This is a genomic window from Bradyrhizobium sp. MOS001 (genome assembly GCF_004634465.1).
GTDB classification, from domain to species: Bacteria; Pseudomonadota; Alphaproteobacteria; order Rhizobiales; family Xanthobacteraceae; genus Bradyrhizobium; species Bradyrhizobium barranii.
On the sequence record NZ_SPVJ01000024.1, the window covers coordinates 1 to 16,242 of the forward strand.

Genomic DNA, 16,242 nt, shown 5'->3' on the forward strand with positions numbered 1-16,242 from the left:
CGATCTCATCCTTCGGCCGCCGTCTCAGCAGTGCCCATATTGCCGAAAGCAAATCCTTGAAAAACAGGGGCGCAAACACATTCTGCCAAAGTAGTGCTAACCACTAGCACCGGCCCCGGATTACGCGGAGCCTGTCATCGGGCGGCGCTTTGCGCCGACCCGTTGGCTCCATCCGGGCTACGGGTCTCGCGTAAACCGTCACGCCACAAAGCCGTTTCGCCGCGCGATCCGGGGCGCTAGCATGGCGCCTTTGCGGGGGCGTCTGGAATGCGGTTCATCTTGCTGTCTGTGCTTGCGCTGCTGGTATTGCCGGCGGCACCAGGCTCCGCGCAATCGGGCCCGTCTGACCGCTCCATCGCCGACAGGCTGCCGCTATTTGCCCGAAACAACTGCCAGCAGATCCGCGATCCCGGCAATCAATTGTTCTGCGGTGACGCCGAGCTGGCCGCCGCCGCCGAGAAGCTCGGCACGGCGATCGAGGCGCGGCTCGCCCGCCTGCCCGATCGCCTCCCCGCGATCGAGGAGAATGCGATCTGGATCCGACAGCGCAACCTCGGCTGCGGCATCGTTGGCCAGACCGCGATCCGCGCCGACGATTTCGACCGCGTGAAGGCGTGCCTTCTCAAGGTCACCGAAGAGCGCGCCGCAATAGTGCGTGATCCGGATTTCGATTGTCTCGCGGCCAACACGGCCGCGGGCGCGCTGATCTGCGCGGACCCGTCGCTGGCGCTCGCCGAAACCGAGCTCAACAGCCAGGTACTGGGCCTGATCGGCAGGCTGGACCCGACCGCGGCCCGCTTTGCCTTCGCCGAATACGGCCGATGGACGAGAGAGCGCGATCGCAAGTGCAATCTCGTCGGCAAGGAGAACGTGCCGCTTGCCGAGCTTTCGTCCGCGGAAGATTGTCTCGCCGAGCATCTGAAGCGCAAGACCGAGGAGATCGCCGCCGCCAAGGGCGATCCGAAGAAAGTGTTCGGCCGGCAGGTCGCGGCGCGCTCGCCCGACACCGACGCCGTCGATTTCTGCGCCGCACGGATTCACGCCGCCAATTCGTGCGGCAATTTCCTCCGCATCAACCGCGTCTACGCGCTCGACAGCCAGGTGACCGACCAGGAGGCGCAGGTCACGGGCGAGATCGAGATGGTCGTGCTGGCGCCCTTCACCATGTGCAGCAAGGTCGCTTCCACCTGCACCGGCACCTGCTGGGACCCCAGGACGGGCCGTCCGCAGCCCGGCCTCGGCAGCAAGGAGCGATCCGGCGAAGCCTTCAACGTCACGCGCCGCCTGAGAATCCAGCGGACCTTCGCCTTCGTCAAAGCCGCCGACGGCTGGCGCTGCCGGGAAGACGAGCTCGCGCCGGTGAATTCGGGCACGGCGGGTGGGGGATCGTAGGTTCTCCCCGTGGCGTGCTTTCTTCCTTCTCCCCTTGTGGGAGAAGGTGGCGCGCACATCGTGCGCGCCGGATGAGGGGTTCTCTCCACTCGCACGACCATTCATGAGGATAGAGACCCCTCACCCGGCTTCGCTCACGCGAAGCCACCCTCTCCCGCAAGGGGAGAGGGTGCACCGTCAGCGCCGCAAGAGCGAAGCCATCAAAACATCAGATTGTCCTTCACCAGCACCCAGCGGCCGTTCTTCACCTGCTGCACCTGGGTGACGGTGGTGGCGAGATGGTTGGTCTTCGAGAACACCGTCGGCGGCGAATTAAAGATATCCTGGAACTTGTCGCCGGACTCCAGCGCGTCGAGCATCTTCTGGCCAGTGAGATCCTTGCCGGCCTTGTTGGCATAATGCGCGAACGTCATCACCGCATTGTAGCCGATGATCGCCTGGGTGTTGGCGTCGGCGTTGAACATCTTCTTGTAATTGACGAGCCAGTCCTTCACCTTTCCCTTCGCGGTGTCTTCGTAGGGAATTTCGAAGTTCGAGGCGGAATACAAGCCTTCCACCACTTCCTTGCCGAGCGCCGGCACTTCGAGCACGTTAACGGGCGTGGCGCCGAGGAAGGTGACGTCCCATCCGAGCTTCTTCGCTTCACCCATCGTGCCGATCGGCTCACGGAGGACCGCGCCGAGCACGACGAGGTCGCAACCGTCGGACTTCATCTTGGCGACCTGCGCGCTGAAATCGGAGGCGCCGCGCTTGTAGCTCGTGATCGAGGCCGGCTGCAGCTTCATGGCGGTGAGCTGCTGGTTGAAGCCGTCGAGCACGTTTTTGCCGTACTCGTCGTCCTGATGCAGGATGCACGGCTTCTTGAAATTCTTTGCCTCTATCATGTATTTGAGCGCTGCGCGTGTGCTCTCGACATAGGGCAGGAGGTTGTTGAACTTCAGCCGCTCCTGCGGCTTGGCCGGATCGAACTTGAAGGTGAACTCGGCCGCCGTCAGCGGGAAGAGCTGAAGCACGCCGGCGTCGAGCAGGATATCCTGCGCAGCGAGCACGGTCGGCGATCCCATTGGTCCCACCATCGCGAAAATCTTGTCGCGCTCGATCAGCTTTTGCGAAGCCAGCACCGCTTTCTTCGGATCGTAGCCCGAGTCCTCGACAACCAGCTTGATCTTGCGGCCCTGGACACCGCCGGCCGCGTTGATCTCCTCGACCGCCATCTTCATGCCGTTGGAGACCGGGACGCCCCAGCCCTTGATCGGCCCCGACAGGTCCTGATGGGTGCCGATGACGATCTCGGATGCCGAGATGCCATCGTTGGTGACCTTGGTTTGCGCCGCGGCCGGCAGACAGGTGAGCACCACGGCGCTCACAGCAAGGCCGAGCGTGCTGAACGATTTCGACATTGACGTCTCCTCTCCTTTGGGCCCGTATGGTGCGAAGGGCGGGGGCCACAGCTCCTTCGCTTTCTCGAACTGGCAGGCTCGTCACGCCACCGCGCGCTGGCGATACATCGCCTCGATCTCGGCAGCGTAACGCTTGTTCACGAAGCCGCGCTTCAGCTTCATGGTCGGCGTCAGCTCCTCGTCCTCCGGGGTCAGCTGGCGCTCGATCAGGTAAAATCTCTTGATGGTCTCGACGCGGGCGAAATTGCCGTTGACGCCTTCGATCTCGCGCCAGATCAGGTCCTGGATCTCCGCCGCGCGGCACAGGCTCGCATAATTGGTGAAGGGGATGTCGTGGTCCTGGGCGAATTTCTCGACATTCTCCTGGTCGATCATCACGAGGCAGGTGAGATAAGGCCGCTTGTCGCCGATCACCACGGCATCCGAGATGTAGGGCGAGAATTTGAGCTGGTTCTCGATCTCGGACGGCGTGACGTTCTTTCCGCCGGAGGTGATGATGATGTCCTTCATCCGGTCGGTGACGCGGACAAAGCCTTCGTTATCGATGGTGCCGACGTCGCCGGTGTGCAGCCAGCCGCGATGGTCGATGGTCTCGGCGGTCTTCTCGGGCTGATTCAGATAGCCCATGAACAGGAAGTCGCCCTTGATCAGGATCTCGCCATCGGGCGACAGCGCGACCTCGCCCCAGGACACGGCAGTGCCGACCGAGCCGAACTTGATGCGTTCCGCCGGCATCATAGTCGCGACGCCGCAGTTCTCGGTCTGGCCATAGACCTCGTGCATGTCGATGCCGAGCGCGAGATACCAGCGGATCAGCTCTGGTGCGATCGGCGCAGCGCCGGTGAACGCGATGCGGCAGCGGTCGAGCCCCATCATGCGGCGGATGTTGCGGAACGCGAGCCGGTAGGCGATGCCGTTGGCGATGCGCAGCGAGAGCGGGGGCGCCCTGCCCTCGATCCGGCAATCGACCATGCGATAGCCGACCTTGATGGCGCGGCGATAGACCCATTGCTGGAGCGGCGTCGCGTCCTTCAGCGCGATCGTGACGGAGGAATAGAACTTCTCCCAGATGCGAGGCACCGCAAAGAAGACGGTCGGCTGCACCTCGCGCAGATTGTCCGGCACCGTCTCCGGGCTCTCGGCGAAATTCATCACCGAGCCGAGTGCGACCGAGATGTAGTAGCCGGCGACCCGCTCGGCGACGTGGCAGAGCGGAAGGAAGATCAGCCGGTCTTCGTCCTCCCGCGCCGAGATGAAATCGTTGGCATGCCGCATCTGGTGCGTCACGCTGCGGTTCGCGTGCATCGCGCCCTTGGGCGGACCGGTGGTGCCCGAGGTGTAGACGAGGATGACAAGGTCGTCCGCGCTGCGGCTGTCGATCATCTCCTGCCACAGCGCCTCGCGGCCGACCATGTGGTTGCGGCCGAGCGCACGGAACTCGTCGAGCGACATCACCATGTCGTCGAAGAAGCCGCTGAGGCCCTCCATGTCGAACACGATGACCTTTTGCAGGGACGGACAGCGCGCGCGGCAGGCGAGCACCTTGTCGAGTTGCTCCTCGTCCTCGGCGAAGATCACCTTGGTCCGGGAATCGTTGACCAGGTATTCGACCTGGGAGGATGCATCGGTCGGATAGATTCCAGAGGAAACACCGCCGGCGCACAAAATCCCCATGTCGGCATGAACCCATTCCGGCACGGCATTGGCGATGACGGAGGCGACGTCGCCGGGCAGAAAGCCGGAGGCGCGAAGCGCGTAGGCGATCTCCTTCGAGATCTCCAGCCACTCGCGCCAGCTGGTCGGCTGCCAGATGCCGAATTTCTTCTCGCGAATAGCCGGCCTGTCGCCCCGCGTCTCGGCGGCGCGCAAGAAGCTCTTCGCGATCGTATCAGCGACCGTCAGCACCGCCGGTCGGGCCATGCGCGTCTCCTCCTTGTCGCTCTCCCCTCCGCTGCCTGCCTTGCCGGCGGTCTGTCGTTGCGGATGGGCCAATCCATTTAACGCCTTCCCCTAGCGCCAAGTCTTCGGCGCCAAATCTTCAGCGCCAGGTCTTCTTCTTTTTCCAGCGGCGCTCGCCTCGCGCGCCCGCCTCCTTGGCGCCGAGGTAGAATTCCTGGATGTCCTGGGAATGCATCAAGCGGTCGCAGGTGTCATTCATCACGACGCGGCCGATCTCGAGCACGTAGCCGTAATGCGCCGTCTCCAGCGCCACCTTGGCGTTCTGCTCGACCAGCAGGATCGACATGCCCTGCTCCTCGTTGACGCGGCGGATGATGGTGAAAATCTCCTTCATCAGCAGCGGCGACAGGCCGAGCGAGGGCTCGTCGAGCAGCAGCAAGGTCGGCCGGTTCATCAGCGCACGCCCGATCGCGAGCATCTGCTGCTCGCCGCCGGAAAGCTGGCCGGCCGGCTGGTTGATGCGCTCCTTCAGACGCGGGAAATAGCCGTAGACGCGCTCCAGATCCTCCGCGACGCCATCACGATCCCGGCGCGGATACGCCCCCATCATCAGGTTCTCACGCACCGAGAGGAACGGGAACACCTCGCGCCCCTCCGGCACATGGCTGAGACCCAGCCGCACGATCCGGTCCGCCTCCATACGCTGGATCGACTTGCCCATGAATTCGATCGTGCCCTTCTGCGGATCCAGAATGCCCGAGATCGTCTTCAGCACCGTCGTCTTGCCGGCGCCGTTGGCGCCGAGCAGGGTGACGATGCGGCCGCGCGGCACCTCCAGCGAGATGCCGCGGATCGCCATGATCGGCCCGTAATAGCTCTCGATGTTGGAGAGCTTCAGGATGATGTCGGGCGTGACGGCGGCATCCATGCGTCAGGCTCCCAGATACGCGGCGACGACATCGGGATGCTGCTGCACCTCGGCAGGCGAGCCCATCGCCAGCACGCGGCCATAGTTCAGCGCGATGACGCGATCGGAGACGCGGTTGACCAGCGACATGTCGTGTTCGACCATCAGCACGGTGACGCCGAGCTCGTTCTTCATGTCGCGGATCCAGAAAGACATGTCGCCGGTCTCCTCGACATTCAGTCCGGAGGACGGCTCGTCGAGCAGGATCAGTTTCGGCTCCGAGCAAAGTGCGCGCGCCAGCTCGATCACCTTGCGCACGCCGTAGGGCAGGCCGGAGATCAGCTTGTCGCGATAGGGTTCGAGATCGAGGAACTCGATCACCTGCTCGACCCTGCGGCGATGCACCTTCTCGTTCGCCCGCACGCTCGGCAGGAACAGCAGCTCCTGCCAGAGCTGGGTGGTCGAGTGACGGTGGCGGCCGACCAGGAGGTTGGCGAGCACGGTCGCGTTCTCGAACAGCTCGATGTTCTGGAAGGTTCGCGCGATGCCGAGCCTGGCGATGTCGTAGGGCGGCTGCTCCGTGATGTCCTGGTCTTCGAAGAAGATGCGGCCCGTGGTCGGCCGGTAGATCCGCGAGATCAGGTTGAAGATCGAGCTCTTGCCGGCACCGTTCGGCCCGATGATCGAGAGGATCTCGCCCTTCTCGACCGCGAAGGATACCGCATCGACCGCCTTCAGCCCTCCGAAATGCAGCGACAGGTTCTCCGCGCGAAAATAGCTCATCGGTTGCGCTCCGACTTCACGTAGATCTTCTGCCGCTTGAAGGTCGCGCGCTTGTAGAGCGGGAACAGCTGGAAGAAGAGCTTGATCTTGAGCCAGCGGCCGTAGAGCCCGAGCGGCTCGAACAGCACGAACAGCACGATGATGATGCCGTAGATCGCGCCCTTCAGCCCGTTGAGCGAGGCGAAGGCCGCGACTTTCGACTGGATATTGCCCGCAGTCGCCGCGCCCGCCCCGAACGTCGCGGCAATGCCGGCGATGATGCCGGGCAAGTCGTCCTTCAGATAGGTCAGGAACGGGTCGATCATCACGATGAAGATCGCGCCCAGCACCGCGCCGTGCAGGCTGAAGGTGCCGCCGATCAGGATCACGATGATGAACTCGATCGAGAGCTGGAGCGTGAACATCTCCGGCGAGATGAAGGAGAGCTTGTGCGCGAACAGCACGCCGGCAAAGCCGGTGATCGCCGCCGAGATCGCAAAGGACTTCACCTTGTACAGCGCGACGTTGACGCCCATGCTGCGCGCCGCGGTCTCGCTGTCGCGGATCGCGACGAACGCGCGCCCTGTCGGCGAGCGCAGCAGATTGAGCGTGCCGACGATGGTCAACACCAGCACGGCCAGGCAGAGGAAATAGAAGGTCGGGCTGTCGCGCGGGACGGTGACGCCGAGCAGCGACAATGTCTTGACCCGCATGCCCTCGTTGCCGTTGGTGACGCTCTCCCAGCGCGCCAGGATCTCCTCGACGATCAGGGCAAAGGAGATGGTGGCGATGACGAGGTAGATGCCGGTCAGGCGCAGGGCGGGAAAGCCGACCATCGCGCCGATCAACCCGGTCAGGGCACCGGCGGCGAGGAAATAGACCGGGAACGGCACGTTGTATTTCTGCAAGTATGCCGCCGTGTAAGCGCCGATCGCGAGGAACGCGGCGTGGCCCAGCGAGGCTTGCCCGGTAAAACCGGTCAGGATCAGAAGGCCGACACCGACCGTCGCGTAGATGCAGACGAAGACGAGCTGGCTCATCAGATAGCTGGAGAGCACATAGGGCGCGATCAGCAGCAGCGCGAGCAGGATGCCGTAGGAGACGACGTAGCCCGAATGCGGGAACAGCTTGATGTCGTCCTCATAGTCGGTCTTGAACAGGAAGCGCATGGCGTTCAGACCTTCTTGCGGACGTGAAGGCCGAACAGGCCTTCAGGCTTGAGCAAGAGCACGGCGAGCAGCACGAGATAGGGCGCGACGTCCTTCCAGCCCTCCGCCAGATAGAAGCCGGCCATGCTCTCGATCACGCCGATCAGCACGCCGCCGACGACCGCGCCGGGGATCGAGCCGAAGCCGCCGAGGACTGCGGCGGGAAACGCCTTGAGGCCGAGCACGAGGCCGACATTGGAATGGATGAACGTGATCGGCGCCAGCAGCACGCCGGCGCAGGTCGCGACCGCCGCGCTGATCGCCCAGACCACCGACACTACGCGCTTGACCGGGATGCCCATGTAATAGGCCGCCAGCATATTCTCGGAACTGGCGCGCATCGCGGTGCCGAGCGTGGTCCTGTTGAAGAACAGCCAGAGCAGCGCGCACAGGATCATCGTCGCGGCGATCACCGAGAGCTTGTCATAGGCCAGCACCAGCGAGCCGACGCGCAGCACGCCATGGCTGAACGGCGTCTCGATCTTCAGATCGTCGGTGCCCCAGATCATCCCGGCGACCGAGCGCAAGAAATAGCCGAGGCCGATGGTGGCCATGATGATGGAGAATTGCGGATAGCCGAGGATCGGCCGCACCACCACGCGCTCTGCCAGCATGCCGAACAACGCCATGGCAGCCACCGCACCGGCAAAGCCGATCCAGTAGTTCAGTCCCATCATGCCGATGAAGGTGAAGGCGAAGAAGCCGCCCAGCATCATCAAATCGCCCTGGGCGAAATTGACGACCTCGGTGGCCTTGTAGACGAGCACGAAGCCGAGCGCGATCAGGCCGTAGACGCAGCCGAGCGCAACACCGCTGACCAGCTGCTGAACGAAATCCAGCATCGCCGCGCTTCCTCCCGATACAACCGGCGGCTCTTCGCGACCGCCTTGCTGCATCTTGTGTCCAGTCGCTACGCGGTCGTTTCGCCGCGTTAGCGCCATTTGTCCCGACGCCAATTCAGCCTGAACCGTCCAGCGCTGTCAACAAACGGTGACTTGCCATTAGTAGCAACCGGATGGCGGAATTTGTGGGCCGTAGATTCACGGTGCCGAAACATCTTGGGATCATGGTCGCGAGCGATGCAAAACCGGATGGTATGGCCGTCATGAAGCCGGACAGATCGGCGCTGGAAGTCCTGGGGTTAACGAAGCGTTTTGACCGTCTGGCGGTCGACAGCCTCGATCTCACTATTCACGCCGGCGAATTCTATGCGCTGGTCGGCCCCAACGGCGCCGGCAAGACCACCACTTTGCGCATGGTTGCGGGCCTGTTGCGGCCCGATGCCGGCGCGGTCACGATCTTCGGCATCGATGCGCTCGCAAATCCCGTCGCCGCCAAGCAGGTGATGGCGTGGGTGTCCGATGAGCCCATGATCTACGACAAGCTGACGCCGCTTGAGTACCTCGAATTCGTCGCCGGGCTCTGGGGCATCGCGCCGTCGGTCTCGGAACCGGTCGCGCAGGACCTCCTGACCTCGCTCGGGCTCGAGCCGCACCGGCACGAACGCTGCGAAGGCTTTTCCAAGGGCATGCGCCAGAAGGTCGCTCTCGCCGGCGCGCTGGTGCACGATCCCCGCCTCATCATCCTCGACGAACCGCTGACCGGCCTCGATGCCGTTTCCGCCCGCCACGTGAAGGGGCTGCTGAGCGAGCGCGTCCGCGCCGGCTGCACGGTCATCATGACCACGCATATTCTCGAGGTGGCCGAACGCATGGCCGACCGCATCGGCGTGATCGCCTCGGGCCGTCTGGTCGCCGAGGGCACGCTGACCGAGCTGCGCCAGCAGAACGGCCATGCCGACACCAGCCTGGAAGATCTCTTCATCGCGCTGGTCACGCTTCCGGAAGCCGCATGAGCTCGGCAACCGCACTGTCCTGGTTTGCCCGCCACGAGCTCCGGCTCGCCTGGCGCGAATGGTTCGCCATGATGACCGGCGGGCGGCGCAAGCGGGCGCGCGCCGCAATGATCGGCCTGCTGTTCTTCGCGGCCCTCCTACACGTACCGGCCTGGGCTGTGATCGGCCGCTTCGCCGACCTGCAGCTGCCGCTCGACAAATCCTCGCTGATCGTGATCTCGGCGACGATCTTTCTCGCCTGGACGCTGATGCTGTCGCAGGCGATCGAATCGGTGACGCGGGTGTTTTACGCCCGCGCCGATCTCGACCTGATCATGTCCTCGCCCGCGATGCTGGCCAATCTGTTCTCGGTGCGCATCGCCGCGATCGCACTGGCCGTCACCGTGATGGCGCTGCTGTTCTCGACGCCGTTCATCGACGTGCTGGTGATCGGCGGCGGCGCGCGCTGGCTCGCGGCGTTCGGCGTCGTCGTCGCCATGGGCCTCTCGGCCGCGGCGATCGCGATCGCCATCACCATCCTGCTGTTCCGCCTGATCGGCCCGGCGCGCACGCGCTTCGTCGCCCAGGTCCTCGCCGCGATGATCGGCGCCGGTTTCGTGATCGCGCTCCAGGTCGCCGCGATCATGTCCTATGGCACGCTGTCGCGCTTCACCATCCTGACCTCGGGCAGCTTCGCCGCCTACGCGCCCGACGTCGACAGCATCTGGTGGTGGCCGGCGCGGGCGGCCATGGGCGACAGCGAGGCGCTGCTGCTGCTCCTGGCGCTCGGGCTCGTGCTGCTCGGCAGCGTGATGGCGGTCTTCTCGCACCGCTTTGCCGATACCGCAATCGATGCCGCCGCTTACGGCGCCTCCGGCAGCAAGGCCGCGAAACAGCGCCCGTTCCGCGGCGGATCGCGGCAACAGGCGCTGCGGCGCAGGGAATTTTCGCTGCTCTGGCGCGATCCCTGGCTGATCTCGCAGACGCTGATGCAGCTGCTCTATTTGGTGCCGCCGGCGCTGCTGCTCTGGCGCAATTTTGCCGACAGCTCCGCGGCGCTGACGCTGATCACACCTGTCATCGTGATGGCGGCGGGACAGCTCGCGGGCGGGCTCGCCTGGCTGACGATCTCGGGCGAGGACGCGCCCGACCTGGTCGCGACCGCGCCGCTGACGCCGTCCAGCGTCATCCGCGCCAAGATCGAGGTGGTGCTGATCGCCATCGCCGCCATCTTCTGCCCGCTGATCGCGGCACTCGCTTTCGCCTCGCCGTTCCAGGCCGCGGTCAGTGCCGGTGCTGTCATCATCAGCGCGGCCTCCGCCACCGCAATCCAGCTCTGGTTCCGCGTGCAGGCCCGGCGCAGCCAATTCCGCCGCCGCCAGACCTCGTCGCGGCTCGCGACCTTCGCCGAAGCCTTCTCCTCGATCGGCTGGGCCGCCAGCGCAGCGCTGCTGCTCGCCCTCCCCATCGCCGGCCTCATCAGCGGCCTGATCACCGCGGGCCTCATCGCCATCACCTGGAAGTTCAGCCCAAGGCGCAACTAAAAGCCGGGAGTAAGGCTGCGACACTGACGCGCTGTTGATCGCTGCCTATTGGCCACGCGCTGCATTGCACGCTAGACTTCTTCCGAAGTCATCGGGGACGGATTCATGCGGCGACTGGTTTCAGCGGCTCTGGCGCTGTTCGGCGCATTCCTCTCTCCTGCTCTCGCCCAGCAGCCACCTCAGCGGAGCGAATGCCTGGCGATGGCAAACGCCATGCCCCGCGCAATGCCGGCCGCCTTCCGGCAGGCCGCAGGCTCGGCTGAAGTCCAGATCACCTATGCCGGCCATTCCACCTATTTCATCGACACGCCCGGCGGCTTGCGCATCGCGACCGACTACAGCGGCGCCTACCAGGTCGGACGTCTGCCCGATGTCGTCACCATGAACCGGGCGCACAGCACCCACTACTCTTTATTTCCCGACAAGCGCATTCCCCATGTGCTGCATGGCTGGGGCGAGGACGGCAAGCCGGCCGTCGTGTCGGAGCGCATCGGCGACACCTTCATCCGCAACGTCACGACCGACATCCGCCGCTATTTCGGTGACGATTCCGGCACCGATATGATCCGCGACGGCAATTCGATCTTCATCTTCGAGGTCGCCGGCCTCTGCATCGGCCATCTCGGCCATCTCCACCACAAGCTCGACGAAACCCATTTCGCCCAGATCGGGCGGCTCGACATCGTGATGGTGCCGATCGACGGCACCTACACCATGTCGCTCGACGGCGTCTCCGAGATCACCAAGCGGCTGCGCGCCTCTGTGGTGCTGCCGATGCACCGCTTCGCCACCCCGCTCGACGAGTTCATGCACCTCATCGGCCGCCAGTTCGAGATCGACCGGCGCAGCGAGCGCTCCTTCCGGATGTCGCGGGACGCGCTGCCGACGACGCCGACAGTGATCATCCTCGACGGCGTCTGACGCGCAATTTTCTCCAAGTCGATTGGCGTTCGTTCGTGCTGATCTCCTCACGACAGGAGATCGACATGACCGACTTTGCCAGACTTTTGCACGCGGACGGACCGAACCCCGAGCACGCGGCAGCGCTCCAGCTTTACGGCCGCTTCGTCGGCGACTGGGATGCCGGGATCACCGCTCATGGCCCCGACGGAACCAAGCACACCGCGCCCGGCGAAATCCATTTCGGCTGGGTGCTGGAAGGCCGCGCCGTTCAGGATGTCTGGATCATCCCTCGCCCAGCGGCTGCGCCGGCGTTTGCGATCGCCGGCAATTGGTACGGCACGACGCTGCGGGTCTACGACCCCTCCATTTCCGCGTGGCGGATTTCCTGGTTCGATCCCGGTCGTAGCGTGTTCCGCCAGCAGGTCGGCCACCCGCGCGGCGCGGACATCGTGCAGGAAGGCACGACCGATGCGGGCGACCTGACACGCTGGAGTTTCACGGAGATTACCGATGATTCCTTCCATTGGCTCGGCGAAGTGAAGCCGGCAGCCGCCGTCGATTGGCGGCTTGTGGTCGATGTGAGGGCGAAGCGGCGCAAGGGCTAACGACGGCGTCGCTGTGCTCGCGATGACGGGTGCGGTTGCGCAGCACGCGCAGCTGGATGCGGAGACGAGGTGCTAGGCTCCCCCCACAAAAAACATAAGGGAGCGAATGCCGATGGCTGCAAGCGGTGTGCCCGCCAACACGAGCGGGCTATTCGTCGAGCCGCGCGAGGACTGGCTCGCGCAATATCAGGAGGAGATCATCGATCCCTTGCGGCCGATCGTCGATCCTCATCACCATCTCTGGAATCGCGGGCATCGCTATCTGATCGAGGAGATGGCGGCCGATATCGCCTCCGGGCACAACATCATCGCCACCGTCTATGTCGACTGCCGTTCGATGTATCGCGCGCACGGGCCCGAGGCATTCCGGCCGGTCGGCGAAGTCGAGTTCGCCAACGGCGTCGCCGCCATGAGCGCAAGCGGCGGCTACGGCACGGCCGCGATCTGCGCCGGCATCGTCAGCCACGTGAACCTGCTGCTGGGCGATGCCGCCAAGCCGGTGCTGGAAGCCGAGATCGCGGCGGGCAACGGCCGCTTCCGCGGCATCAGGCATTCCTCGGCCTGGGACGAAGACCCTGTCGTCGCCGGCATGTATGCCAACCGGCCGAAGGGGTTGTTGCGGGATCCGACTTTCCGCAAAGGCTTTGCCTGCCTCGCACCGCTGAACCTGAGCTTCGATGCCTGGCTGTTTCACCCGCAGATCGGCGAGCTGACCGAGCTCGCGCGCGCCTTTCCCGACACCAAAATCGTGCTCGACCATTGCGGCGGCCCGGCCGGCGTCGGTCGCTTTGCCGGGCGGCGCGAAGAGGTGTTTCCGCAATGGCGCGCCTCGATCCAGGAGATCGCGAAGTGCGGGAACGTCTCGGTGAAACTCGGTGGGCTCGCGATGTGCCTGCTCGGCTATGACTTCCATCTGCGCGCGAAGCCGCCGTCATCCGAGGAGCTTGCCGCGGCCTGGCGGCCCTATGTCGAGACCTGCATCGAGGCGTTCGGCCCCAGGCGCGCGATGTTCGAGAGCAATTTCCCGCCGGACAAGGGCCAGTGCAGCTACCAGGTGATCTTCAACGCGTTCAAGCGTATCGCGGCGCCCTTGAGCGAGGCCGAGAAGACGGCGCTGTTCTCGCAGACGGCGACCGATGTCTACCGGCTCGAACTGCCGTCATGACGAGAAGAGGGGCCGGGATGTCGGTCCCGGCCCCTCTTCCGTCGTGGCCGCTGGGAAGCGTCCTTGGATATGCTTGAACTCTAGCCAGCCCCCAACAGCGAGGCGGGGCGGCGCTCGCCGGCGGAGACGAACATCCGCTTGAGCTTGTTGACGACGCGGATCAGGAATCCGATCATCACGGGATTGGTCTTGCGGCAGAAGGCGATCTTCTTGACGTGGCCTTCGACATGCCATTTGGCATGCGCGCCGTCGCGGAAGAAGATGACGTCGCCGGGCCCATAGCGCTTCGGCGGCATGCCGTCGCTTTCGAGCACGATCGATCCTTCCATGATCATGATCGTCTCGTCGATGTCGTAGTACCAGTTGAAGCGGCCTTCGGTGCACTGCCAGATGATGGTCGAGGCGGTGCCGTCTGCGCTGGTGGACAGGATGTGCGAGCGCGACACCGGATTGCCTTCGATAATCCAGGACGGCTCGATCGGCCGCAGCTCGAGATCCACGTTGCAACTGCTGATTTCAATCAATGACGGCGACATCTGCTTCCCCAGGGAATAAAATATGTATGGCCGGGTCTGGGCCCGGATTGTTTCCAAAGATGTTGGAACGCTAGTAGCCGGTTTTTAATTCTTTCTTACGCAGGCGCCGACAATCAGCCGCAAGTTGCAGTGCGAAGAGGTTAACGTCGGGATTTGCCTGCAAATTCGCGCACATGAACCCATTTTTTCCGGGGTGCGACAAAGTGCGCGAAAGTGACCAGCGAAGGAGCCCACACCGATGCCCCTCACCCCGGAGGTTCTGACAGCCCAAGGCGAGGTCGTCGCGTGGCTCGGCAGCCTCGATGTTTCCTTCGCAACCGAAGATGAGCCCTGGTTCACCATCGACGGCGTCGAAAACCCCCGGCAGATCGGCAGCGACGGCTGCGGCGGCACCTTCGTGCTGCTGCCGTCGCGGAATGTGCTCTACGTCTCATCGGAGGGCCGCGCAGGAATTATCGCCGGCACGTTCGAGGCCTTCATCCAGCTCGTTGTCGCCCGCCCCTACTGGCTGGACATCCTCAAATTCTCCGCCGGCGGCGATCTCGCGGAGATGCGGCGCGCGGCGGATGCGCTGGAGGCGACACTGGACGAGGAGGATGACGTCAACGCGGCCCGCGAGGAAATTCGCGGCGGCCTCGACCTGCCCGAGGCGGACGATCCCATCGGTGCGCTTTACGAGGCGGTCGCCACGTCCGACGCCATCGTGCGGGCCACCGACGGCAGCCCGTTCACGACGCTGTTCAACCGCTTCAGCATCGACAACAACCGGATGCTGCGCAACGCGGCGGCGTAAGAGAACGAACGGACTACTTCGCCCACTCGCCCTTGCGGAACACCGGCACCTTGCTTCCGTCGGCGAGAATGCCGTCGATGTCGGTCTCGGCAGAACCGATCATCCAGTCGATATGGATCAGGCTCTGGTTGCCGCCTTGCGCGGCGATCTGCTGCGGCGTCAGCTGCGCGCCGTTGACGAAGCATTTCGAATAGCACTGGCCGAGCGCGATGTGCGAGGCCGCGTTCTCGTCGAACAGCGTGTTGTAGAACAACAGCCCGCTCTGCGAGATCGGCGAGGAATGCGGCACCAGCGCCACCTCGCCGAGACGCCGCGCGCCTTCGTCGGTGTCGAGCACCTTGTTCAGCACCTCCGCGCCGCGCGATGCCTTTGCGTCGACGATCTTGCCGTCCTCGAAGCGCACCGCGATGTTGTCGATCAGCGTGCCCTGGTAGGACAGCGGCTTCGAGCTCACGACATGGCCAAAGACGCGCCGGCAATGCGGCGTGGTGAAAACCTCTTCGGTCGGGATATTGGCGTTGCAACTGATGCCGTTCTTGGACAGCGAGGCGCCGCCCTCCCACTCGTGTCCGTCGGCAAGCCCGATGGAGAGGTCGATGCCGGGACCTGAATATTGCAGCGCGCGAAAACGCTGGCCGTTGAGCCAGTTGGTACGCTCGCGCAACACCGCGTTGTGGCTCGCCCAATTGCCCATCGCATCCTCGCGGTCGACGCGGGAGGCCGCGAAGATCGCGTCTGCCAGCTTGCCGATCGCAACGTCCTCGGGATCATCTGGGAAGACCTGTTTGGCCCATGACGGGCTCGGATAGGCGATGATGTTCCAGTTGGTGTCGAAATTGACGATTTTTTCCAGCGCCGGCTGATAGGCTATCGAATTGGCCTTGCTGGCGCGCGCCACCTTGGAAGGATCTTCGCCGGACAGCAGCATCGGATTGTCGCCGACGATGGCGAGCCGCGCGGTGTTGTCGGAGAACGCCTTGGCCATGCCCTCATAGAGCCAGTTGGCGGCACGATCGAAGCTGTTGTCCTGGCCGTGGCGGTAGCGCGCCAGCGTCATCTCCTCATCCGACAGGATCGGCGTCACGATACCGGCGCCGGCCTTGTAGGCGTGCACGGCGATCCGCCGCACCAGCGGCAGCGCGATCGCGGGCGCCGTCAAGAGCAGATCCTGTCCCGGCCGCAAGCCCAGGCCCACCTTCACCGCCACCTCGGCCAGCCGGTCGAGTTTCACGGGATCGATGGGAACGGCGGAATTGCGGTGATCAATCATGCGGGGTCCTCTGCCGAAGCTCTC

15 protein-coding genes are annotated in these 16,242 nt (G+C 64.3%); 7 read left to right on the forward strand and 8 right to left on the reverse strand.

Annotated features, from left to right (window positions below; all coding sequences use genetic code 11):
- Positions 1-267 precede the first annotated feature (267 nt).
- Complete coding sequence (locus CT676_RS25515) at positions 268-1,392, forward strand: lysozyme inhibitor LprI family protein (protein WP_085398856.1); 1,125 nt, start codon at positions 268-270, stop codon at positions 1,390-1,392.
- 200 nt (positions 1,393-1,592) lie between these two features.
- Here the strand turns inward: CT676_RS25515 and CT676_RS25520 are convergent, their stop codons facing one another.
- The 6 genes from CT676_RS25520 to CT676_RS25545 form a co-directional block, all read right to left on the reverse strand.
- Positions 1,593-2,792 carry an ABC transporter substrate-binding protein gene (locus CT676_RS25520; RefSeq protein ID WP_085398855.1) on the reverse strand — a complete coding sequence of 400 codons (1,200 nt, stop codon included), beginning with the start codon at positions 2,790-2,792 and terminating at the stop codon, positions 1,593-1,595.
- Between the two features lie 81 nt (positions 2,793-2,873).
- On the reverse strand, positions 2,874-4,712 hold the full coding sequence (locus tag CT676_RS25525) for an AMP-dependent synthetase/ligase (RefSeq protein ID WP_085398865.1): 1,839 nt from the start codon (positions 4,710-4,712) through the stop codon (positions 2,874-2,876).
- Between the two features lie 118 nt (positions 4,713-4,830).
- Complete coding sequence (locus CT676_RS25530; protein ID WP_085398854.1) at positions 4,831-5,619, reverse strand: ABC transporter ATP-binding protein; 789 nt, start codon at positions 5,617-5,619, stop codon at positions 4,831-4,833.
- Positions 5,620-5,622: 3 nt separating this feature from the next.
- The gene (locus CT676_RS25535) at positions 5,623-6,381 is read right to left on the reverse strand and encodes an ABC transporter ATP-binding protein (RefSeq protein ID WP_085398853.1); all 759 of its coding nucleotides are present in this window, start codon (positions 6,379-6,381) and stop codon (positions 5,623-5,625) included.
- Entirely contained in the window at positions 6,378-7,529 is a 1,152-nt protein-coding gene (locus tag CT676_RS25540; RefSeq protein ID WP_085398852.1) for a branched-chain amino acid ABC transporter permease, read from the reverse strand. The genes CT676_RS25535 and CT676_RS25540 overlap by 4 nt, the downstream gene beginning before the upstream one ends.
- A 5-nt stretch (positions 7,530-7,534) precedes the next feature.
- A complete protein-coding gene (locus tag CT676_RS25545; protein ID WP_085398851.1) occupies positions 7,535-8,410 on the reverse strand; it encodes a branched-chain amino acid ABC transporter permease in 876 nt (291 codons plus the stop codon).
- A 263-nt stretch (positions 8,411-8,673) separates the two neighbouring features.
- Here CT676_RS25545 and CT676_RS25550 point away from each other — a divergent pair, with 263 nt between their 5' ends.
- The 5 genes from CT676_RS25550 (at position 8,674) to CT676_RS25570 (ending at position 13,619) form a co-directional block, all read left to right on the forward strand.
- Positions 8,674-9,423, forward strand: coding sequence for an ABC transporter ATP-binding protein (locus tag CT676_RS25550; RefSeq protein ID WP_085398864.1), 750 nt, complete (start codon positions 8,674-8,676; stop codon positions 9,421-9,423).
- Positions 9,420-10,946: a permease gene (locus CT676_RS25555; protein WP_135215602.1), complete on the forward strand. Its 1,527-nt coding sequence runs from the start codon at positions 9,420-9,422 to the stop codon at positions 10,944-10,946. The genes CT676_RS25550 and CT676_RS25555 overlap by 4 nt, the downstream gene beginning before the upstream one ends.
- A gap of 105 nt (positions 10,947-11,051) precedes the next feature.
- On the forward strand, positions 11,052-11,867 hold the full coding sequence (locus CT676_RS25560) for an MBL fold metallo-hydrolase (RefSeq protein ID WP_071916860.1): 816 nt from the start codon (positions 11,052-11,054) through the stop codon (positions 11,865-11,867).
- 65 nt (positions 11,868-11,932) lie between these two features.
- Positions 11,933-12,454 (forward strand): hypothetical protein, encoded by a 522-nt coding sequence (locus CT676_RS25565; protein WP_085398863.1) that lies wholly within the window; start codon positions 11,933-11,935, stop codon positions 12,452-12,454.
- A 112-nt stretch (positions 12,455-12,566) separates the two neighbouring features.
- Positions 12,567-13,619: an amidohydrolase family protein gene (locus CT676_RS25570; protein ID WP_085398848.1), complete on the forward strand. Its 1,053-nt coding sequence runs from the start codon at positions 12,567-12,569 to the stop codon at positions 13,617-13,619.
- An 80-nt stretch (positions 13,620-13,699) separates the two neighbouring features.
- On the opposite strand, the gene CT676_RS25575 is transcribed toward CT676_RS25570, so the two are convergent.
- Positions 13,700-14,155: a cupin domain-containing protein gene (locus tag CT676_RS25575; protein WP_028157215.1), complete on the reverse strand. Its 456-nt coding sequence runs from the start codon at positions 14,153-14,155 to the stop codon at positions 13,700-13,702.
- A 238-nt stretch (positions 14,156-14,393) separates the two neighbouring features.
- On the opposite strand from CT676_RS25575, the gene CT676_RS25580 reads away from it, so the two are divergent.
- Positions 14,394-14,948 (forward strand): hypothetical protein, encoded by a 555-nt coding sequence (locus tag CT676_RS25580; protein WP_135215603.1) that lies wholly within the window; start codon positions 14,394-14,396, stop codon positions 14,946-14,948.
- Between the two features lie 13 nt (positions 14,949-14,961).
- Here the strand turns inward: CT676_RS25580 and CT676_RS25585 are convergent, their stop codons facing one another.
- Positions 14,962-16,218: an aminopeptidase gene (locus tag CT676_RS25585; RefSeq protein ID WP_085398846.1), complete on the reverse strand. Its 1,257-nt coding sequence runs from the start codon at positions 16,216-16,218 to the stop codon at positions 14,962-14,964.
- Positions 16,219-16,242: the final 24 nt, after the last annotated feature.